20 protein-coding genes are annotated in these 21,277 nt (G+C 63.0%); 8 read left to right on the plus strand and 12 right to left on the minus strand.

Annotated elements, in window-relative coordinates:
• Positions 1-108 precede the first annotated feature (108 nt).
• The 5 genes from tgt to Q0R16_RS18340 all read right to left on the minus strand — a co-directional run bounded on the left by tgt (position 109) and on the right by Q0R16_RS18340 (position 5,950).
• The gene (gene tgt / locus Q0R16_RS18320; RefSeq protein WP_295639783.1) at positions 109-1,239 is read right to left on the minus strand and encodes a tRNA guanosine(34) transglycosylase Tgt; all 1,131 of its coding nucleotides are present in this window, start codon (positions 1,237-1,239) and stop codon (positions 109-111) included.
• A gap of 263 nt (positions 1,240-1,502) precedes the next feature.
• Complete coding sequence (locus Q0R16_RS18325; RefSeq protein ID WP_295639638.1) at positions 1,503-3,551, minus strand: N-6 DNA methylase; 2,049 nt, start codon at positions 3,549-3,551, stop codon at positions 1,503-1,505.
• Positions 3,552-3,628: 77 nt separating this feature from the next.
• Positions 3,629-4,153, minus strand: coding sequence for a hypothetical protein (locus tag Q0R16_RS18330; RefSeq protein ID WP_295639640.1), 525 nt, complete (start codon positions 4,151-4,153; stop codon positions 3,629-3,631).
• Between the two features lie 97 nt (positions 4,154-4,250).
• Positions 4,251-5,021: an ABC transporter permease gene (locus Q0R16_RS18335; RefSeq protein WP_295639643.1), complete on the minus strand. Its 771-nt coding sequence runs from the start codon at positions 5,019-5,021 to the stop codon at positions 4,251-4,253.
• Positions 5,018-5,950 carry an ABC transporter ATP-binding protein gene (locus tag Q0R16_RS18340; RefSeq protein WP_295639646.1) on the minus strand — a complete coding sequence of 311 codons (933 nt, stop codon included), beginning with the start codon at positions 5,948-5,950 and terminating at the stop codon, positions 5,018-5,020. Before Q0R16_RS18340 ends, Q0R16_RS18335 begins: the two co-directional genes overlap by 4 nt.
• Positions 5,951-6,104: 154 nt before the next feature.
• On the opposite strand from Q0R16_RS18340, the gene Q0R16_RS18345 reads away from it, so the two are divergent.
• Positions 6,105-8,027: an AI-2E family transporter gene (locus Q0R16_RS18345; RefSeq protein WP_295639785.1), complete on the plus strand. Its 1,923-nt coding sequence runs from the start codon at positions 6,105-6,107 to the stop codon at positions 8,025-8,027.
• A gap of 12 nt (positions 8,028-8,039) precedes the next feature.
• On the opposite strand, the gene queA is transcribed toward Q0R16_RS18345, so the two are convergent.
• From queA to Q0R16_RS18370, 5 genes are all read right to left on the minus strand, one after another.
• Complete coding sequence (gene queA, locus Q0R16_RS18350; RefSeq protein WP_295639650.1) at positions 8,040-9,068, minus strand: tRNA preQ1(34) S-adenosylmethionine ribosyltransferase-isomerase QueA; 1,029 nt, start codon at positions 9,066-9,068, stop codon at positions 8,040-8,042.
• Positions 9,069-9,215: 147 nt separating this feature from the next.
• On the minus strand, positions 9,216-9,944 hold the full coding sequence (locus Q0R16_RS18355) for a peptidylprolyl isomerase (protein WP_295639653.1): 729 nt from the start codon (positions 9,942-9,944) through the stop codon (positions 9,216-9,218).
• A 75-nt stretch (positions 9,945-10,019) separates the two neighbouring features.
• Entirely contained in the window at positions 10,020-10,544 is a 525-nt protein-coding gene (gene coaD / locus Q0R16_RS18360; RefSeq protein WP_295639656.1) for a pantetheine-phosphate adenylyltransferase, read from the minus strand.
• A 2-nt stretch (positions 10,545-10,546) separates the two neighbouring features.
• Positions 10,547-11,467 (minus strand): polyprenyl synthetase family protein, encoded by a 921-nt coding sequence (locus Q0R16_RS18365; protein ID WP_295639660.1) that lies wholly within the window; start codon positions 11,465-11,467, stop codon positions 10,547-10,549.
• Positions 11,464-11,739 (minus strand): exodeoxyribonuclease VII small subunit, encoded by a 276-nt coding sequence (locus tag Q0R16_RS18370; protein ID WP_295639663.1) that lies wholly within the window; start codon positions 11,737-11,739, stop codon positions 11,464-11,466. Before Q0R16_RS18370 ends, Q0R16_RS18365 begins: the two co-directional genes overlap by 4 nt.
• Positions 11,740-11,897: 158 nt before the next feature.
• On the opposite strand from Q0R16_RS18370, the gene Q0R16_RS18375 reads away from it, so the two are divergent.
• The 4 genes from Q0R16_RS18375 to Q0R16_RS18390 are packed head-to-tail and all read left to right on the plus strand — an operon-like array spanning position 11,898 to position 15,802.
• Positions 11,898-12,605 carry a hypothetical protein gene (locus tag Q0R16_RS18375; RefSeq protein ID WP_295639666.1) on the plus strand — a complete coding sequence of 236 codons (708 nt, stop codon included), beginning with the start codon at positions 11,898-11,900 and terminating at the stop codon, positions 12,603-12,605.
• 33 nt (positions 12,606-12,638) lie between these two features.
• Entirely contained in the window at positions 12,639-14,915 is a 2,277-nt protein-coding gene (purL, locus tag Q0R16_RS18380) for a phosphoribosylformylglycinamidine synthase subunit PurL (protein WP_295639669.1), read from the plus strand.
• A 31-nt stretch (positions 14,916-14,946) separates the two neighbouring features.
• Positions 14,947-15,384, plus strand: a complete 438-nt coding sequence (locus tag Q0R16_RS18385; RefSeq protein WP_295639671.1) for an RES family NAD+ phosphorylase — start codon at positions 14,947-14,949, stop codon at positions 15,382-15,384.
• A gap of 4 nt (positions 15,385-15,388) precedes the next feature.
• On the plus strand, positions 15,389-15,802 hold the full coding sequence (locus Q0R16_RS18390; RefSeq protein WP_295639674.1) for a hypothetical protein: 414 nt from the start codon (positions 15,389-15,391) through the stop codon (positions 15,800-15,802).
• A gap of 32 nt (positions 15,803-15,834) precedes the next feature.
• On the opposite strand, the gene Q0R16_RS18395 is transcribed toward Q0R16_RS18390, so the two are convergent.
• A complete protein-coding gene (locus Q0R16_RS18395) occupies positions 15,835-16,731 on the minus strand; it encodes a Coq4 family protein (protein WP_366857996.1) in 897 nt (298 codons plus the stop codon).
• A gap of 83 nt (positions 16,732-16,814) precedes the next feature.
• Here Q0R16_RS18395 and Q0R16_RS18400 point away from each other — a divergent pair, with 83 nt between their 5' ends.
• The gene (locus tag Q0R16_RS18400) at positions 16,815-17,465 is read left to right on the plus strand and encodes a hypothetical protein (protein ID WP_295639677.1); all 651 of its coding nucleotides are present in this window, start codon (positions 16,815-16,817) and stop codon (positions 17,463-17,465) included.
• Positions 17,466-17,468: 3 nt separating this feature from the next.
• Here the strand turns inward: Q0R16_RS18400 and serB are convergent, their stop codons facing one another.
• On the minus strand, positions 17,469-18,353 hold the full coding sequence (gene serB / locus Q0R16_RS18405) for a phosphoserine phosphatase SerB (protein WP_366857998.1): 885 nt from the start codon (positions 18,351-18,353) through the stop codon (positions 17,469-17,471).
• Between serB and miaA the strand changes: the two genes are divergently transcribed.
• Together miaA and ilvB are read left to right on the plus strand one after the other, a co-directional pair.
• Complete coding sequence (gene miaA, locus Q0R16_RS18410; RefSeq protein ID WP_295639681.1) at positions 18,346-19,308, plus strand: tRNA (adenosine(37)-N6)-dimethylallyltransferase MiaA; 963 nt, start codon at positions 18,346-18,348, stop codon at positions 19,306-19,308. The two genes, serB and miaA, sit on opposite strands and share 8 nt — an antisense overlap.
• Positions 19,309-19,486: 178 nt before the next feature.
• Positions 19,487-21,277: a biosynthetic-type acetolactate synthase large subunit gene (gene ilvB, locus Q0R16_RS18415; protein ID WP_295639684.1), complete on the plus strand. Its 1,791-nt coding sequence runs from the start codon at positions 19,487-19,489 to the stop codon at positions 21,275-21,277.

Raw genomic sequence — 21,277 nt, forward strand, 5'->3', positions numbered from 1 at the left:
CTCAGCCTGCGAGCGCGTGCCTTACGCCGACGCCGACCCGGCCGAACACCCGACTGCCGCCATCAAGCTCGTATCATGACCAGCCCCCCCCATCGGATCGGTGCAAGTCTAACGAGCGCCTTTGTATTCGCGAACAAAATCCACCGCGAACCCGGCCATCCGGTCTTCCGCAATCGCCGCCCGCATCGCCGCCATCAGCGTCTGATAAAACGACAGGTTGTGCTCGGTCAGCAGCATCGCCCCCAGCATCTCGCCCGCCTTCGTCAGGTGGTGCAGATAGGCCCGGCTATACGTCCCGCACACCGCACACCCGCACTTCGCATCGAGCGGCGCCTGATCCTCCGCATGCCGCGCGTTGCGCATGTTGACCGCGCCGCCCCAGGTGAACGCCTGCCCGTTCCGCCCCGACCGCGTGGGCAGCACGCAATCGAACATATCGACCCCGCGCAGCACCGCGCCGACGAGGTCATCGGGCTTGCCCACCCCCATCAGGTAGCGGGGCCGATCATCGGGCAACTGCCCCGGCGCATAGTCGAGGACGCCGAACATCGCCTCTTGCCCCTCGCCCACCGCCAGGCCGCCGATCGCATAGCCATCGAAGCCGATCTCGCGCAGCGCCCCCGCACTCTCGCCCCGCAATCCTTCATCGAGCGCGCCCTGCTGAATGCCGAACAGCGCGGCGTCTTCCGCATGTTGCCCGCCCGCATCGAACGCGTCCCTGCTCCGGCGCGCCCACCGCATGCTCATCGCCATCGACCTGGCGATCTCGTCCCTCGGCCGATCGGCGCGCGGGCATTCGTCGAACGCCATCACGATGTCTGAGCCCAGCAACCGCTGGATCTCCATCGACCGCTCGGGGCTGAGCATGTGCCGCGAGCCATCGAGGTGGCTGGCGAACGTCACCCCCTCCTCGGTAATCTTGCGAAGGCTCGACAGGCTCATCACCTGGTAGCCGCCGCTATCGGTCAGGATCGGGCGCGACCAGTTCATGAACCGGTGCAAACCCCCCAACCGCGCCACCCGCTCCGCGCCGGGGCGGAGCATCAGGTGGTAGGTATTGCCGAGCAGGATATCCGCCCCCGTCTCGCGCACGGTTTCCGGCTTCATCGCCTTGACCGTCGCCGCGGTGCCGACCGGCATGAACGCAGGCGTCCGGATGCTCCCGCGCTTCATCGCGATCACCCCGGTGCGAGCCTTGCCCGAACGCGCGTGGACCGTAAAAGCGAAGCGGGGCGGCATTGTCGTCATCCCGCCGCCCCTAGCCTTTGCCCGCCCTTCCGCCAAGCGAGAGGTTCATTTCGCCCGAATCACGCCTTTTCAACACCTTGCGCCGCCAAACATCGCGAACATCACACTTATTGCTATATATGATCTTCGAAGCGTCCCAACCCGAGTTGCAGCAGACCGACGCGCAGCATGACAGCGCATCACCTTGTAGGAAAATGCTTTTTGCTTGGAGGCGGTAGTTTGATGCGTGCCAGCCGAACTCAGGAAATGAGAACCTATTCAGCCTCCAGACCAAACATTGGTGAGTTCAAAATTGGCTTGCGATCAGAGGGTGTGCCGATGGAATTCCAAAGGGTCATTGAATCTCGATTTGCTTTGATCCAACGCCTTACTGAGTCAGTGATCTTCTGTAGGTCCGCCTTGGTCGGCTGCCGAATGTGAAGACCTAAAATGTGATCGTGATTTAGTTTGCCATAGCTGGTGCCTCCGGACTCGGTCCAAAGCTGTATACGACAATCTTCTGAACGGAGTGCAGCAAGTAGAAACTCCTGCGTTATCCCTCGCTCGTTGCCCTTTTTTACACGAACGATGGCCACACCGTCCGGCGTGCCAACGATATCTTTCGCCGCATCGATCACGATACCCACATTCCGACGCTCGGGCCGGACCAAGCCGACAACAATATCCCCATCATGTATTTTGAAAACGCGACGCTGCTTCGCGTCGATGATTTCCCACGCTTGCATCGCCTCTTGCGGCACCACAGTGCCCTCCAACGCGCGAATGCTCGTGCCTTCGACAAGTCGCCATTCCTTGCCCAAATTCGGCAATGATTGCAGGTCAATGTAGGTTGACACGACGTCCGCAACATCAGCCAACCGGAAGTGATCAACTGACAAAATTGCCGCACGACGGGCGACCGCCTTTTTGGTCAAACGGCGCGGCTTCATATCCAAGTTTGGATGATTGCGAATATCACTTATGCGCGATCCGCTCCAACCCGGGATTGCCTTTTTTGACGAGCTTCCAGATTTCGATTTAAGATTTAAATTCAACAGATCACGAAACTGACTGTGGCGCTCTCTGAGCCCTAGGAAGTCAGAATCGATAATCGGTTCGTTTTCCGCATCCCTTATCACGTCACCAGTCTTGGGATCACGCTTCGGCTCAATCGAAAACCCTTTCCCCATTTTGAACCCGACTTTGCGAATCAATTCTGCATGGATAGGATAATCGAATTCAATTGCATGCGTGATATCTTTCACCGAAAGCTTTTGCGCTATGAGAATATTTGCCCTCAAGTCTGCATCAGCGCGATTAAATATACGGCGGGGAAGTTCAACAAGGGCTAATATTTTCAAATTTGATATTATCCACTCTCTAACATAGCCGTAAAGAGACGTGCAGAGATAACCTTCGGGCAAAATAATTGCCATCCTACCATTGTCGTCGAGAAGCTTGAAGCATTTTTCAATAAAGAGTATTCCAAGTTCCTGGCTCGATGCAATATTCTTTGTTTTTTTCCACATACCGGCGCTATTGACCTCCCAAATGTGACCTAAGTCATACTTGGAGAGCACGCTAGACCGCTTCTCAAGGCTCTTTTCACCAAAAGGCGGGTTAAACAAAGCTACCCCAATCTGCCTCTCCCAGCGATCGAATTGCTCAATCGAATCTTCGTTAACAAAATTACTCTGGCCGTCTTTATGAAGTATCATATTGACTATTGCTAAATCGAAAGCCATTTTGTCCGCATCGGCACCATAGAGGCGATTAGCAATATCATCGTCGCCTGCCGCTTGCCTTACCGCCATCGCGGCTGATAAAAAATCTGCTGTCCCCATTGCTGGATCGGCGACGGTATCATTTGGCCCGATGGCGACCATATCAACAATCGCGTCGATGAGAGGCAGAGAAGTAAAGTATTGATCTAAGCTCTTTTTGAACACGGCCGGAACAAATGACATAAATACTTGTTGCATCACATCGCTGCTTGCAGCGGTAAATTCAATACCCTGTATTAATTCAACAGCTTCACGCATTGCGGTTTCTGGCAGTGCGGGCGCACCGCCATTAATTTCAAAAAGCGTCTTTGCTTTTTGGTAACGCTTCGCAGCAACGAGATAGCAGTCAGTCACTCGCTTCATAAAATCTGGATCACATCCGGGCAGTACCTGCAGCGCCAATTCGTGAGGACTTAATTTAGCAGCGCGCTCATCGCAATATCTTGCTAATATTAATTTTACAGTTTCCTTATAGCGCGTTGCTTCGTCATTTATTTTATGAGACCTAAAGATATTTGCGAGGTTGTATAGGACGCCCATCAAATTTTTAGTTGGTCGCAAATCCGTCAGCGTTATTGGTTTCGATGCGTAAGCAATTCCAAAACGTGGAAGATTGGCTATATTGTCTTGATCAATCTGAATCTGTGATTTTTTCCGGTCTCTACAAGCGATTTAATGAGAAGTATCTGATTTATATCGTCCCAGTATATTCCAAGCGCATCCGTTGCTGGAAGAAGCCTTAAAGCAGGTTCAAGTTGATGGTCAATAGCAGATTTTTTCGACTTAGAATCACGCTTTACCTCAGCAACGGCGATGGCATGCTTCAGTCTATCAGACATGCTCAGCGATTTTAAATCATGCGCGTTCTGGCTATAAACAACCACGTCTGCTCGGACGCTATTTCGTCCGTTCGCTCCGATGTTTTTCAGCACGATCGTTTCAACTGCGATGTTAGCTGGTGGGTAGTGACGATCTATCAACAGATGGATCAAATCGATGCGACGAGCTTCTTCGCTCGCATTGAGCCCATCGGCCGCCAGAGCAAATGCCGTTAAGGGGCCCCTGACAGGACAGGTCAGAAGCTTGGGTGTGACGGATATTGGGAGCGCGGTAGATGGCGTGAAAACTTTGGTTTTGTTCACGTTTTTAAGGCCCTTCGGGATCAATTCCCGGATGTGTTGCATTTCCCAGACCGACCATCAAGTACCGTCAAGGATCTCATCGACAGATTGGAGCCCCTTAACTCCGCAACCGATACCCCGTCCTGAAAATCACCGCGATCACCCCCGCGCAGACCGCCACGAACCCCAGCGTCAGCGCGGCGGAGATGCGGATGTCGACGTCGGAGTGGCCGTAGAAGGTCCAGCGCAAGCCGTTGACGAGGTAGACCACCGGGTTGGCCATCGCCACGCTGCGCCACGGCTGCGCCAGCATCGACAGGCTGTAGAATGTGCCGCCCAGGAAGGTCAGCGGGGTCAGCACCAGCATCGGCACGACTTGCAGCTTCTCGAACCCGTCGGCCCAGCAGCCGAGGATGAAGCCGAGCATCGAGAACGCCACCGCGATCAGCACCACGTAGCCCACCGCGAGAAACGGGTGGACCACGTGGAACGGCACGAAGATCCGCGCGGTGATGAATATGATCGTGGCGAGGATGATCGACTTGGTCGCCGCCGCGCCGATGTAGCCGATCATCGTTTCGGCCACCCCCGCCGGCGCCGAGAGCAGTTCGTAGATCGCGCCGGTGAAGCGCGGCATGTAGATGCCGAAGCTGGCGTTGCCGGTGCTTTCGTTCAGCACCGTCATCAGCAGCAGGCCGGGCACGATGAACGCGCCGTATGGCACATCGCCCTGCATCCGGATCTGCCCGCCGATCGCCGATCCGAACACCACGAAATAGAGCGAGGTGGTCAGCACCGGCGAAAGGATTGACTCGAACAGCGTGCGCCAGGTCCGCGCCAGTTCCCACTGGTAGATCGTCCATGTGCCGCGCCAGTTGAAGCCGCTCATGCCGCCGCTCCGTCGATCAGGCGGACGAAGATGTCCTCGAGGCTCGATTGCTTCACGTCGATGGTGGTGAAGCCCACGTTCTGGTGCGTCAGCAGTTGCACCAGCCTTGCAAGTCCGGTGTGGCGGTCTTCCAGGCTCTCTGCGTGGTAGCACAGCGTACTTCCGCCGTTCAGCAGATCGAGGTGGAAGCCCGCCAGCGCGGGCGGCACTTCGGCCATCGGCTGCGCCAGGCCGATATGCGCCTCCATCCGGCCGAGCCGGTCGATCAGCGCGGTCTTGTTCTCGACCAGCTTGAGCCGGCCCTTGTCGATGATGCCGATGCGGTCGGCCATTTCCTCGGCCTCTTCGATGTAATGCGTGGTCAGAATCACGGTGACGCCGGAGTCGCGCAGGCGCCCGATCTGGTCCCACATGTCGCGGCGCAGTTCGACGTCGACCCCGGCGGTGGGTTCATCGAGGAACAACAGATCGGGATCGTGCGCCAGCGCCTTGGCGATCAGCACGCGGCGCTTCATGCCCCCCGACAGCGCGTTGATGCGACTGTCGCGCTTGTCCCACAGGCTGAGCGAGCGGAGCACTTCCTCGATCCGCGCGGGATCGGGCGCGCGGCCGAACAGCCCGCGCGAATATTCCACCGCCTTGCCGACATAGGCGAACATGTCGGTGGCCAGTTCCTGCGGCACCAAGCCGATGCGGGCGCGGGCCGCGCGCCAGTCGGTTGCCAAGTCACACCCGAACGCGCGGATCGTGCCGCTGGTGGGCTTCACCAGCCCGCACACCGCGCCGATCAGCGTGGTTTTGCCCGCGCCGTTGGGTCCGAGCAGCGCGAAGATCTCGCCCTTCTGGATGGTGAGGTCCACGTCGGCGAGTGCCACTTGGCCGCTGGCATATGTCTTGCCAAGGCCGGTAATTTCCAGGATCGGTTGCATCGGGCAACCTTGCACGATCAGCACGGTCCTGCCCACCCCTTGCAGATCCAAAAGCGCGTTGGCACCGCTTTGGCGTGTGGGGCGTTGACCTGCCGACGCCATCGGTCCAGCCTGCGAGCAGCCCGGCCCCAACAGGATGACAAGCGTGACGGATATGCCCGGCTTCAACGACCCGGCCGACGATTTCGGCCAGCTCGACGCCAGCGACGCGTTGCAAGCGGCGCAAAGCTCGGCGCGCGACATGCGCAAACTGCTCAACATCGCGGCGGCTATGGCCACGGTGACCGCGCTCTATTTTGGCAAGGAAGTGCTGCTGCCGATCACGCTGGCGGTGATCCTGTCGTTCGTGCTGTCGCCGATCGTCAACGGGTTGCAGCGGTTGCGGCTGCCGCGCGCGCCGGCGGCGGTGCTGGCGGTGATCGCGACGCTGGCCACGTTCGGGCTGGTGGGCACGCTGATCGGCAGCCAGGCCGCGGCACTTTCGAGCGATGCGCCGCAATATGTGCGCACGATCGAAGGCAAGATCCAGAACATCCAGGGCTATGCCGTGCTCAAGCTGGCGGCGCTGACCAAGGCGTTCGGCACCGGCGTGCGATCGGGCAACCCGCCGCGCATCGGTGAAGGCGCTGGGCAATTGACAGGACGCCAGCCGGCCAAGGCAGATGCGCAAGGCGCGCGGCGCCCGGTTCAAGTAGAAATCCAGGCCGCTCCGCCCACCCCCACCGAGATTGCCGGGCGCGTGCTGTCTCCGGTGGTCGGCCCGCTCGAAACCGCGTTCATCGTGCTGGTGGTGGCGATCTTCATCCTGATCCAGCGCGAGGACTTGCGCGATCGGGTGATCCGGCTGTTCGGTTCGGCCGACCTGCACCGCACAACCATCGCGCTGGACGACGCCGGCCAGCGGCTGAGCAAGTATTTTCTGTCGCAATTCGCGGTCAACACCAGCTTCGGCGCGGTGATCGGGGTGGGGCTGTGGCTGATCGGCATCCCCTCGCCCGCGATGTTCGGGATCCTGGCAGGGCTGTTGCGGTTCGTACCCTATATCGGATCGTTCCTGGCGGCGCTGGCGCCGATGGCGCTGGGTGCGGCGATATCGCCCGGCTGGGAATTGACGGTGTTCGTCGCGCTGCTGTTCGTGGGCGTCGATACATTGACCGGTTACGTGGTCGAACCGCTGCTGTACGGCCATTCGACCGGGCTTTCGCCGATCTCGGTGATTGTCGCGGCGATCTTCTGGGCGTGGCTGTGGGGCCCGGTCGGCCTGATCCTGTCGACCCCGCTGACGCTGTGCTTCGTGGTGCTGGGGCGGCACATCAAGGCGTTCGAATTTTTCGATGTGCTGCTGGGCGATCGTCCCGCACTGTCCCCGGTGGAAACGTTCTACCAGCGCATCCTGGCAGACAACGCCGACGAAGCGCTGGCGCAAGCCGAGCGCATGCTGGGGGATAAGCCGCTGGTCGACTACTACGACAGCGTGATCGTCCAAAGCCTGCGCCTGGCCGCGCAGGACGAAGCGCGCGGGACGCTCGATCGTGGCCGATTGGTCAAGATCAGGCGGCTGATGCTGTCGGTGATCGAGGATTTGCAACTGTTCCAGGCTGATACCGGCACGGCTCACTCCACCGCCCGCACCGCGATTGCACCCAGCCGGATCGTCTGCGTGGCCGGGCGCGGGCCGTTCGATGGCGCGCTGGCGACGATGTTCGCGCAATTGCTCCAAAGCGCCGGGCACACGGTGCGCGTGGTTTCCTATGAGCAGGTGGCCCGCGAATCGATTGCTGCGCTCGAACCAGATGGCCTGGCGGCAATCGCGCTGATCGGGCTTAATCCTGCGGGTGCCACCGCGCCGATACGCCACCTGATCCGGCGCCTGCGGATGCACGCCCCGAACAGCCGCATTCTGCTCGGGCTGTGGGGCGGACAAGGCTCCGAAGGCACAACCGAGCTGGACGACGCCGATTGGCGCCGCTCGATCGGCGCGGACGAGATCGTCGCCTCGTTGCGCGAAGGCACCCAACGCCTGCTGGCGGGCGCAGACGACAAGACCATCTTCGCACCACAAGCCGCGCTGGCCTGATCTCCCGCAGGATCAAGGAAGCAACAGCGACGAATCCCCATAGCTGTAAAAGCGGTAGCCCGTCGCAATCGCGTGAGCATAGGCCGCCTGCATTGCCTCGCGGCCCATCAGCGCACTGACCAGCATGAACAGCGTTGAACGCGGCAGGTGAAAATTGGTCATCAACCCGTCGATCGCACGGAAGCAGTAGCCGGGTGTGATGAAGATCGCGGTGTCGCCTTCGAACGGCTGGATTGTGCCGCTTTGGTCAGCGGCGGATTCGAGCAGGCGCAGGCTGGTGGTGCCGACCGCGATCACGCGCCCGCCGGCTGCCCGAACCGCATTGAGCCGCGCAGCCGTGGCGGCGTCGATCCGGCCCCATTCGGCATGCATGGCGTGCGCCTCGGTGTCGTCGGCCTTCACCGGCAGGAAGGTGCCCGCACCAACATGGAGCGTCAGCGTTTCGCGCCCGATCCCCGCGGCTTCGAGCGCGGCGATCAGCTCGGGCGTGAAATGCAGCGCGGCGGTGGGCGCGGCAACTGCGCCGTCGTTCTGTGCGAACATGGTCTGGTAGTCGGCCTGGTCGCGTTCATCGATCGCGCGCTTCGAGGCGATGTAAGGCGGCAACGGCATCGTGCCTGCGCGCGCCAGCAGCACTTCGACCGGCTCGTTCCCGCTGAATGCCAACGTGAAGCTGCCATCGGGATGACGCGCTTCGGCGGTGGCGGTCACATCGGCGCCGAAGTCGATGACATCACCCTCGTGCAGCCGCTTGGCATTGCGGATGAAGGCCTGCCAGCGTCGCAAGTCGATCCGCTTGTGCAGCGTGGCGCCGATTTTCGCATCCCCCCGCCGGCCTTCAAGCTGCGCCGGGATCACGCGGGTGTCGTTGAACACCAGCACGTCGCCGGCGCGAAGCTGCGCGGGGAGATCGCGCACCCCGGCATCGACCAGTGGCGCGTTCCCGAGCACGACCAGCATCCGCGCCGCATCGCGAGGCCGCGCGGGGCGGATCGCGATGTTTTCGGGCGGAAGCTCGAAATCGAACAGGTCAACGCGCATGGGGATACCCTGGGGGGTGGCAGCATATCATCGCCCTAACCCCGTTCGTCCTGAGCTTGTCGAAGGACTGCTTTTCTTTAGGGCGTAGCAAGCTAAGAACAGCCGTTCGACAAGCTCAGGGCGAACGGAAGTGCCTTGGGCCGATCTTCAGTTCGACTTCGATTTCGACAGCATGTCCGCCGTGATGCCGGCGCCAGCCGCAGTCGCCGGAGCCGCGCCGGGCAGTTTGGGCGGCTTGTGATCGGCCAGGATCGAGGCTTGCAGGATCTTGGTCGGCGCTTCGGGCGGTTCGCCGCGCTGGATGGCGTCGACCAGGTCCATGCCCGCGATCACGCGGCCGAAGTTGGTGTATTTCCGGTCGAGCGCGAAGCGCGGCATGAACATGATGAAGAACTGGCTGTTGGCCGAATCGGGTTCCTCGGTCCGCGCCATCGAGACGGTACCCCGCAAGTGCGGCGCGCCGTTGAATTCGGCCTTGAGGTCGGGCAGTTTCGATCCGCCCTGCCCGGTTCCCGTCGGGTCGCCGGTCTGCGCCATGAAGCCTTCGATCACGCGGTGAAAGATCACCCCATCGTAAAAGCCCTGCCGTGTCAGCGTCTTGACACGTTCCACCGAACCGGGTGCCCACTTGGGTTCAAGCCGGATCACCACGCGCCCGCCGTTGGACAAATCGAGCACCAGCACGTTGTCCTGGTCGGTTTCCTGAGAGAAATCGACCGTGAAAGACTGGTTCTGGATCGGCGCGGCGGCCGCCTGCGCAACCGCGTTCAGTTCGACCTTCTTGGACTTGCGGGCCAGCGCGGGGCTGGCGGCAAAACTTACCAGGATGGCACTGGTGATAACCAGCGTAGCAGTGCGGCGAAGACGCGAAACCATCAGCAAACCCATTTCCTCAACGATCTTTTGCGCCGATAGGCCGGGGCGACTTTCGTGGCAATGAACGAATGTGGATCAATAATCCCCAAGCCGCCCGATCGTGCCGACCCGCGCAACCACATCTTCGCGCACCGCCGGCGTGACGAAAGCCGAAATATCGCCGCCGAACAGCGCGATTTCCTTGACCAGTTTCGATGCGATCGGCTGGAGGCACACGTCGGCCATCAGGAAGATCGTTTCGATCCGGGCGTTGAGCTGCTGGTTCATGCCGGCCATCTGGTATTCGTATTCGAAGTCCGCCACCGCGCGCAGGCCCCGCACGATCACGCTGGCGCCCTGCTTTTCGGCAAATTTCATCAGCAATGCGTTGAAGCCGATCACCGTCACGTTGTCGATGCCCTGCGCAGCCACTTCGCGTTCAACGCAGGCCATGCGTTCTTCGGGGCTGAACATCGGGTTTTTCGATGGATTGGTGGTCACACCGATGATCAGCTTGTCGACCAGCTTGGCGCCGCGCCTGATGATATCCAGATGGCCGAGCGTGATCGGATCGAAGGTGCCGGGATAGACGCCGATGCGGGTGCCATCTGATGCGGGCATGGTCAGTGCTTCCTTTCGACGATGAACCGCGCCAGTGCGCGCAGCGTGTCGGCCTCTGGCCCATAGCGTTCGAGGTGCAGCACCGCCTGGTCGACCAGCATCGCGGCCTGCGCGCGCGCGCGTTCGGCGCCGAGCAGCGACACAAAGGTCTGCTTGCCGGCTTCGGCATCCTTGCGCAGCGCCTTGCCGGCGGCGGCTTCGTCACCCTCGGCATCGAGCAAGTCGTCGGCAATCTGGAACGCCAAGCCGATTGCGCGGGCATAGCCGCGCAAATGCGTGCGGCCTTCGGGCGGCAGATGCGCCAGGATCGCGCCCATTTCGACCGCCGCTTCAAGCAGCGCCCCGGTCTTGAATTGTTGCAGCCGGGTAACCGTGGGCAGATCGAACTGCCCGGATTCCTGGGCGGCTTCGGCAGCGATATCCATCATCTGGCCCAAGACCATGCCGCTCGCACCCGTCGCCCCCGCCAGCGTGCGGACAAGCTCGATCCGCACGAACGGATCGGAGCTGGTGGCGGGATCGGCCAGGACCTCGAACGCGAATGTCTGCAAGGCATCGCCCGCCAGCACCGCGGTGGCTTCGTCGAAGGCGCGGTGGAGCGTGGGCTTGCCGTGGCGCATGGCGTCGTCATCCATGCACGGCAGATCGTCGTGGATCAGCGAATAGACGTGGACTGCCTCGATCGCGGTGCCCGCGCGCACGGCGGATTCGAAGCCGACGCCGTGAAGCGTGGCGGTGGCGCTGAGCAGCAAGGGCCGCAGCCGCTTGCCCCCGCCGATCGCGGCATAGCGCATCGCTTCGGCCAGCCGCACGCGCGAATCACCCGCTTCGGGCAGCAGCGCATCGAAGGAGGTGTCTATCGCGCGCTGAATACGCGCCATGTCGCCCGCGAGCAGGGTTTCCGGCCCGGTGACCACGTTCATGCGCCCGTCGACTCGTCGAACGGCCGCGTGCCCACGGCGTTGCCTTCGCGGTCCGCCACGATGGCCTCGATCCGCGCTTGCGCCGAATCGAGCCGCGTCTGGCAATGCTTCCGCAGCGCATCGCCGCGCGCGTAAAGCGCAATCGACTGGTCGAGCGGCGCCTCTCCGCTTTCGAGCTTGCGCACCACGTCTTCGAGCGCCTTCAACGCATCCTCGAACGACAGCGAGGAAAGGTCTGCAAGCGTGTCGGTATCTGGCCCAAAATCTGTCAAAGCTATCCGCCCAAAAATCGTTTTGCCGAAGTATCCAGAACTCCCCGACCATTGACGGCGCGGTGCAGCCGGGTCAAGTTGCGAGCGGGGACCTTCTGCGATTTGACGAATATGACAACCGGCGCGCGACCGCCGGCTGTCCGAAGGGGGAACGGTCCATGTTCATCGGCCATTGGGCACCGGCACTGGTTGCGGCAACGGATCGGCGTGCGCCCTCGCTGGGCGTGCTGTTCATCGGTGCGCAGCTTCTGGACTGGGCGTTCTTTCTGTTCCTGCTGCTGGGCGCCGAACACATGCGGATGGTGCCGGGCATCACCGCGATGAATCCGATGGACCTGTACGACATGCCGTTCACGCACAGCCTGCTCGGTGCGGTGGTGTGGTCGGCGTTGTTCGCGGTGGCGGTGTGGCTGCCCAACGTGAACCGGCGCGCCGCGCTGCTGGGTGCGCTGGTGGTGTCCTCGCACTGGCTGCTCGACTTGGCTGTCCACCGCCCCGACCTGACGATCATCGGCGGCCCGCCCAAGCTGGGGCTGGGCTTGTGGAACATGCCGGCGGTGGAGATGCCGCTGGAGATCGGGATCATCGCGGCCGCGCTGCTGTTTTATCTGGCGAAAACGCGTGCCAGATCCCCGGCGAAATCGTCACGTTCGGCCCTGGCGATCGCGGTGCTGGTGCTCCTGCTGGCGGCGGTGCAGGCGATCAACTGGTTCGGCCCGCAGGCCACCGAGGTTTCGCCGGGCACGTCATGGCTGGCGTTCGTGGCCTATGGCACGGTAACCGGGGCGGCGTTCTGGCTGGGCAGCACGCGCGATGCAGGCAGCGCCACACGGCAGGCGCCGGGCGATTATCCGCTCTCGGACTAGCGTACCCGCGCCGGCGACGGTAAAGGCGCGCGCATGACCAATTCAGCGCCCGCAAACACCCCCACGATCACTGGCGAAATCGTCGCCCAGCACGGGCTTTCGCCGGAGGAGTACGACCGCGTCCTCCACGCCCTGGGGCGCGAGCCGAACCTGCTCGAACTGGGCATCTTCTCGGTGATGTGGTCCGAACATTGTTCGTACAAATCCAGCCGCATCCACCTGAAAAAGCTGCCCACAGAAGCGCCGTGGGTGATCTGCGGACCGGGCGAGAACGCGGGCGTGATCGACATCGGCGCTGGTCCCGACGGGACGAAGCTAGCCGCGATCTTCAAGATGGAATCGCACAACCACCCCAGCTACATCGAACCGTACCAGGGCGCGGCGACGGGCGTGGGCGGCATCCTGCGCGACGTGTTTACGATGGGCGCGCGGCCGGTGGCCAACCTCAACGCACTGCGCTTCGGGCGCCCCGATCACCCCAAGATGAAGCATCTGGTGCAGGGCGTGGTCGCAGGCATCGGCGGTTACGGCAATTGCGTCGGCGTGCCGACCGTGGGCGGCGAGACCAATTTCGACCCGGCTTACGATGGCAACATCCTGGTCAACGCGATGACCGTGGGCGTGGCCGACCAGACGAAAATCTTCTATTCAGCCGCGACCGGCGTGGGCAACCCGATCGTCTATGTCGGCTCGAAGACCGGGCGCGACGGCATCCACGGCGCAACGATGGCCAGCGCCGATTTTGGCGACGACATCGAAGAAAAGCGCCCGACGGTGCAAGTCGGCGACCCCTTCGTCGAAAAGCTGCTGATCGAAGCCTGCCTCGAATTGATGGCAACCGATGCGATCGTGGCGATCCAGGACATGGGCGCGGCGGGGCTGACCTCAAGCTCGGTCGAGATGGCGACCAACGGCAAGGCCGGCATCGTTCTCGACATGGACATGGTGCCGTGCCGCGAAAGCGGCATGACGCCCTACGAAATGATGCTGAGCGAGAGCCAGGAGCGGATGCTGATGGTGCTCAAGCCCGGCAAGGAGGCGATGGCCGAAGCAGTGTTCCGCAAGTGGGAACTGGACTTCGCGATCATCGGCCGCGTGACCGATCCCGGCCCCGATGGCGGGCACATGGTGCTCACTTTCAAGGGCGAAGTGGTGTGCGATATCCCGCTGGGCCCGCTGGCTGAGGACGCGCCGCTTTACGACCGGCCGGGCGCGACGCGTGAGGAATACGCCGCCTGGGCCAAAGTGCCGCCGCTGGGGGATGCGCCCGAATGCACCGATCTGGCGGGCGACCTCACAAAACTGATGGCCAGCCCCGCGCTCGCCTCGCGCCGCTGGATCTGGGAGCAATACGACAGCCAGGTTGGCGCCGATACCTTGCAGAAATCGGGCGGCGACGCGGCGGTGGTGCGGCTCCACGGCACGCAAAAGGCGCTGGCGATGACCACCGATTGCACCCCGCGCTACTGCTACGCCGATCCTTACGAGGGCGGCAAGCAGGCGGTAGCCGAGACATATCGCAATATCAGCGCGGTCGGCGCGCTGCCCTTGGCGATCACCAACTGCCTCAACTTTGCCAACCCGCAACGGCCCGAGATCATGGCGCAGATCGTCGGCTGCCTGGAGGGCATGGGCGACGCCTGCCGCGCGCTCGATTACCCGATCGTGAGCGGCAACGTCAGTTTGTACAACGAATCGAAGGCGACTGGCGGCGGCAGCGCCATTCTCCCCACCCCCGCGATCGGCGGCGTCGGGCTGATGGAAGACCATACCAAAATGGCCACGATCGCCTTCAAGGCCGAGGGCGAGATGATCGTGCTGCTGTGCCATTCGCAAGGCCATCTCGGCCAGTCGCTGTACTTGCGCGAATTGCACGGGCGTGCAGAAGGCGCGCCGCCCGCCGTGAACCTTGAAATGGAGCGCAAGACCGGCGAACTGGTGCGCGGGCTGATCGCGGACGGCCTCGTCAGCGCGGTGCACGATTGTTCGGACGGCGGCGCAGCGGTGGCAATGGCGGAGATGGCGCTGGCCGGAAATATCGGCTTCACCAGCGTGATCGCCCCCAACCTACCCCCCCTCGCCGGGCTGTATTTCGGCGAGGACCAGGGCCGCTATGTGGTCACCGCCAGCGACATGAGTGAAATCGCCGCGCGCGCAAAAGCAGCCGGCATCGCGGCCGTGCCGATCGGGCAGACCGGCGGTGAGGCCTGCGTGTTCCGCAAGCAGTCAGACGGCAGCGAAAGCCGCGTCACCATAGCTGCACTGCGCGAAGCCAACGAAGCGTTCTTCCGCGACTGGATGGAAGCCTGATGACGCGCGGGCGGACGGCCGTCCTGCGCTGATGAACGTCTGGCGCATCCTGCCGCAGGAGCTTGCCGATACACCGTCGGCGCCTGCATCAGCGCCAGAAGGTCGTTTCCATCATTCGGGGCAGATCGCGGCCTATGCCTCGTTGACAGCCGAGGGAGCGGAGGTTGCCATCAAGCGTTATCTCGACGTGCCGATCGCACGCGTGCTGGCTGCGATGCACCTCGATGCCGAGCGCATCGCCGACGAACGCGGAAATACGGCCGCTTCGGTGGTGTGGCAGGACATTCGCGCAGGCGGAGCCCGATCGCCCACCTGGCGGATTTCCGACGCTGCCCGCAAGGCCGGTGCGCAGGCCATGCTGTATTCGTTGCGGTCACGACCCGATTTGTCGCACGTCGTCGTGTTCGATCCCGATTGCCTGACCTACGTCGGGCCGACATCGGTTTTCCGCAACCGGCTGGAAGGCTGAGACAGTGGTTGCCCAACCCCCGGCCGGTTATTCGGGCACGCCGCTGGCAAAAAAGCTGTCGCTCAAGCCCGGCCTCACCGCCTGGTTCCACGCCATGCCGGCCAGCGTGCGCGCCGAAATCGGCGATGTTGGCGTGGTGGAGCAGGATGCACCTGCCGCCGGGGTGGAGGCGGTCCATGTGTTCACCACCTCGCGCGCGGAAATGGCCCGATTGCTCACGCAGCTCCGCCACACGATCGCGGCGCACGGCTTTGTCTGGATCAGTTGGCCCAAGAAGGCCGCGAAAGTGCCCACCGACGTGACCGAAGACACCATCCGCGAAGTGGCGCTGCCGATGGGCTATGTCGACGTAAAGGTCTGTGCCGTCGACGCCGTTTGGTCTGGCCTCAAGCTGATGATTCGCAAAGAGTTGCGCTGACCGGGAGCGTCGACGGCTGACGGAGGGGTTGGTTACGCCGCCTTCTTTACCGCACCCAGCAGGTCATACGGATCGATCCCGTTGGCGCGCCACATGGTGTGAACCTGGCTGTAAACCTTGGTCGGCGTGATGTTCAACTGGCGGCGCGCTTCATCGAGCGGCAGCGCGAGCAAGTCGCGGATCGACTGTTCGGTGATCTTCGGGCAGCCGGCGCCCAGCTTTTGCGCTTCGCGGACCGCGGCCAGCACGGGCACTTTCACGCTCTGCTTGCGGCTGATCTCCAGCCCGCCCAGGTAACCGATGAACAAGTGCCCCGGGCTGGGCTGCTGGCCATAAGTGAACGCCAGCACGCATTGTTCGCCCAGCGCATCGCGGCCATAACCGGTCAGCACGTGCTGAAGATCGTGCGTGTCGCGTTGGCGATCGAGGTACCAGGTGAACTGGTCCTTGAATTCGTAGCGACCGGTCCGGAATTTCATCGATTCGTCCACCAATCCGGCAGCCGACAGACCTTCACGCTCCATGAAATCGCAATAGGCGTGCGCGACCGAACCGGCGGGCAGCTTGCGCAGGCCCACGTGATCATCAAGCAGATCGGGCAGATACGGTTCGCTTGCGCGCAGCGCCTGGCCTTGGGGCGTGTTCAGAAAGCGTTCGGCCGCGGCGCGGGCGCCCTTCCAGGGCAGCGCTTCGAAGATGTAGAACACCTCTTCGGTGTTTTCCTTGTTCTTGAGCAGTTCGCGGAAGTGACGGTAGGCCTTGAGCGGCCGCGTGCGCGGCATCACGCGCGTGGGATCGAACATCTGCAGATCGGGCGCCGCCATCGGATGGATCGCGGCTGCAGGAGCGCCCCATTCGAGCGACGGATCGTCACTGGAGAGCCCGAAACAGGCGGGGGCGGCGGGCGAGATGGTTTCGTGCTGTTCCATGATTGCCATATGCGATTAACTGACATTGATGTCAACAAGCTTTTTGCATGGCCAGCGCCGAAACTTGCGCCCAGCCCTGCTACGTGGCACCTCCTGTTCCGCATGGGGTCGATATTTCCGAGGGAATGCTGATGGGCTTGGCGCGCAAATGGCCGCTCGCGTTCGGCGCGTTGGCTGGCTTCATTGCCTTGGGTGCGGCGCTGGCTGTGCTGGGCAACACGCCCGAAGGCTGGCGCCTTGCCGCGCGGCTGACGGCGCGGGTGGGCTTTCCGATCCTGCTGCTGACTTACGCCGCGTCATCGCTCGGCAAAGTCTGGCACAGCCCGATATCGCGCGCGATCTGGCGCGATAGGCGCTGGTGGGGCCTGGGCTTTGCGGCCTGCCACACCATTCATCTTGTTTCGCTGGTCACCGCGATCCGGCTAGGCGCGCCACCGCCGAAATTGCTCACGCTGGTCGGTGGCGGGGGCGGCTACGCAATCATGTACCTGATGGTGCTGACCTCGAACCGCGCTGCGATGCGCATGCTCGGGCGGAGCTGGAAGGGGCTTCACAGCCTGGGTATTCACTGGCTGTGGTTGGTGTTTCTGTTTTCGTATCTCAATCGCGTGGTCAGGCCGGAAACAGCGGCAGAAGGCGTGATCGGCTCTGTGCTGGCTCTTGCCGCGCTGGTCTTGCGGCTGGTGGCGAAGCGCCGCGTGGTTCCCGGTGGCTGGAAACCCGCGCGGACCTGATTTTCATGCGGTAACCCATTCGCTCTGGGGGATACCCAGCAGACGCAGGATCGCGGTGAGGCTCTCGCTTTCGACCCAGCCATCGGCGGCGAGCCGCGCCTTGGGTTTGGCGCGATAGGCCACGCCGTATGTGGCCGCCGCAATCATCGGAATGTCGTTGGCGCCGTCGCCGGTGGCGAGCGAAACGGTGCCGTCACCTGCCCGGGCCGCTTCCTCGATCAGCGTATCGAGCTTGGTGCCGCTGTGACAGATCGCGCCGAGCAACCCGCCGGTCAAGTGGCCGCCTGCCACCTCCAACCGGTTGGCGACCACGCGTTCGAACCCAAGCTGCGCGGCAACCACATCGGCGAACTGGTGGAAGCCGCCGGTCACCAGCACAGCGCGGCAGCCGTGCGCCTTGAGCGTGGCGACCAGCGTTTTCGCGCCTTCGACGGGGCGGATTCGTTCGGCCAGGCACTGGTCGATCGCCCCGGCGGACAAGCCCGCCAGCAGCGCCACGCGTTCGCGGAGCGCAGATTCGAAATCGAGTTCGCCCTGCATCGCACGCTCGGTAATCGCGGCGATCTGCGGCTTGAGCCCCGCGAAATCCGCCAGTTCATCGATGCATTCCTGCCCGATCATAGTCGAATCCATGTCCGACACGAATACGCGCGGGAGCGTGAAAGGTTGGTCCGACAGCAGCAGGTCGGCGCCCGGGAACGCTGCATCGAGCACCGCGCGGACCTCGGCGCGATCGCCCTTGGCCATCTCGATTTCGAGCACGTTCGAGCAGAATTCGAGCATCGTGGCCTGCGCCACCGGCCAACCGCGCGTGGCCAGTGCCGCGCTTGCCTGTGCCAGCCCGCTTTCCAGCGTGGCGGGCTCTGCTATCAGCCGAGCGATGAGCACCGAAAATTCCTCTGCAAGCATGCCAACCACGCATCCGAAGGTGGCGCTCATCGCAGGGCCGACCGCGAGCGGCAAGAGCGATTGTGCGGTGCGGCTGGCGCTGCTGGAACGCGCCGCAGGGCGCGATGCGGTGGTGATCAACGCCGACAGCGCGCAAGTCTACGCCGATCTGCAAGTGCTCAGCGCGCGCCCTTCCGAGGCCGAGATGCGTGGGCTTCCGCACCGTTTGTTCGGCGCCTGGGACGGCGCGACGGCCTGTTCTGCGGCGGATTGGGCAGCGGCGGCGCGCGCTCGGATCGATGCGGCGCACGCATCGGGCGCGCTGCCCATCCTGGTCGGCGGAACCGGGCTCTATATCCGCACGCTGGTCGACGGGATCGCACCGGTGCCCGCGATCGACGCCATGGTGCGCGATGCGGTGCGTGCGCTTCCAGTGGCCGAGGCGCACGCCGCACTATTGGACGAAGACCCCGATCGCGCCGCCGCGCTCAACCCCAACGACACCACCCGCATCGCCCGGGCACTCGAAGTCGTGCGCTCCACCGGGCGGACGCTGACCGACTGGCAAAGCGAACGCACGGGCGGGATTGCCGATCGGGTCACGCTTGCCCCGCTGGTGCTGCTGCCCCCTCGCCCCTGGCTTTACGCCCGCTGCGATGCGCGGTTTGCGGGCATGCTGGCCGGCGGCGGCGCCGATGAAGTGCGTTTGCTCATGAACCGCAAACTCGATCCCGCGCTGCCGGTGATGCGCGCCATCGGGGTGCGCGAAGTGGCGGCGTGGCTGGCTGGTGAAATGACGCGCGCGGAAGCCCTGACCGCCGGCAGCCAGACCACGCGCAACTACGCCAAGCGGCAATACACCTGGTTCAACCACCAACTCCCCGCCGACTGGCCACGCTGGAGTTCCGAAAGTTCCATTCCAAACGACAATCTTGTTTCTTTATTTCAAAACTAGCGCTTGACACGGCACATTCTGAATTCTAGCAGGCTCTCAATTGCCCTTGTCCGGTTCTGGGCGCGGGTGCCCGGAACGGGAGAGACGGCCCGGCGCGGTTAACCCCGTAGCTGGGCCGATTGTTTGAGTGGCGCCGGTCGTTGGTTATGGCGTGGCGCGAAACGAAGGAAGCAAGTCGGTGAGTGGCGAGCAATCGGCAGCAAGCAGCCCCCCACGCGAACGGAGCGGCGCCTCGATCCTGGTGGAGAGTCTGGTCGCCAAGGGCGTCGAATTCGTGTTCGGCTATCCCGGCGGCGCGGTCCTGCCGATTTACGATGCGCTGTTCGGTGATGAACGCATCCGCCACATCCTCGTGCGCCACGAAGCCGGCGCGGCTCATGCTGCCGAAGGCTATGCGCGGTCCACCGGAAAGCCCGGCGTGGTGCTTGTCACCAGCGGCCCCGGTGCCACCAATGCCGTGACCGGGATTGCCGACGCTTATATGGATTCGATCCCGCTGGTGATCATCACCGGCCAGGTCGCGACCGGGTTGATCGGTTCGGACGCGTTCCAGGAAGCCGATACCGTCGGCATCACGCGCCATTGCACCAAGCACAATTACCTCGTGAAGGATCCGGCGCAGCTTGCCGCGACGATCGACGAGGCGTTTCGTATCGCCACCGAAGGCCGGCCCGGTCCGGTGCTGGTCGATATCCCCAAGGACGTGCAGGTGGCGGTGGCGAACTATGATGGCCGCCCGTCGCAACAGCCGCAACGCTACAACCCGCGCACCGAAGGCAGCGCCGACGAGATCGCGCAAGCCGTGCACATGATCGCGCAGGCCAAGGCGCCGATCCTCTACACCGGCGGCGGCGTGATCAATTCGGGCCCCGAGGCCACCCGCCTGTTGCGCGAACTGCAAGCCGCGACCGGCGCGCCCGTCACCTCGACGCTGATGGGGCTGGGCGCCTTCCCCGCCGATCATCCGGCGTGGCTGGGTATGCTCGGCATGCACGGCACTTACGAAGCCAACATGGCGATGAACCGCGCCGATCTGGTCGTCTGCGTGGGCGCGCGCTTTGATGATCGGGTGACCGGGCGTCTCGATGCCTTCGCGCCCCATTCGAAAAAGATCCACATCGATATCGACCGCGCCTCGATCAACAAGACCGTCGCTGTCGATCTGCCGGTGGTGGGCGATTGCGGCAAGGTGCTGGCGCAGATCCTCGATGGCTGGAATAAAGCCAATAACGGACTTGGCCACAAGGGCGCTGACCTCTCCGAATGGAACGCGCGGATCGATGGCTGGAAGGCGCGGCAAAGCCTGGCCTATCCGCCGAGCAAGACCGAGATCATGCCGCAACTGGCGATCGAACGACTCTATGAACTGACCAAGCACCGCGATCCGATCATCAGCACCGAAGTCGGCCAGCACCAGATGTGGGCGGCGCAGTACTTCCCGTTCTTCGCGCCCAACAAGTGGCTGACGTCGGGCGGCTTGGGCACGATGGGCTATGGACTGCCCGCGGCGATCGGCGCGCAGCTTGGCAATCCGCAAGCGCTGGTGATCGACGTGGCCGGTGAAGCCTCGATCCAGATGAACATCCAGGAGCTGGGCACCGCCAGCCAGTACCGCTTGCCGGTCAAGGTGTTCATTCTCAACAACGAATGGATGGGCATGGTCCGCCAGTGGCAGGAACTGACTTACGAAAGCCGCTATTCGAACTCGTACTCGGACGCGCTGCCCGATTTCGTGAAGCTGGCCGAAGCTTATGGCTGGAAGGGCATCCGCATCGAGCACGAGGCGGACCTCGACGCGGGCATACAGGCGATGCTCGACCATGATGGCCCGGTGGTGGTCGATTGCCGCGTTTCCAAGACCGCCAACTGCTACCCGATGATCCCGAGCGGCGCCGCGCACACCGACATGATCCTTTACGGAGACGTGGTGGCCGGCACGATGGACGACGAAGCGAAGGCACTGGTGTAA

Origin of the sequence: Novosphingobium sp. (genome assembly GCF_025351285.1) — a bacterium.
GTDB lineage: Bacteria > Pseudomonadota > Alphaproteobacteria > Sphingomonadales > Sphingomonadaceae > Novosphingobium.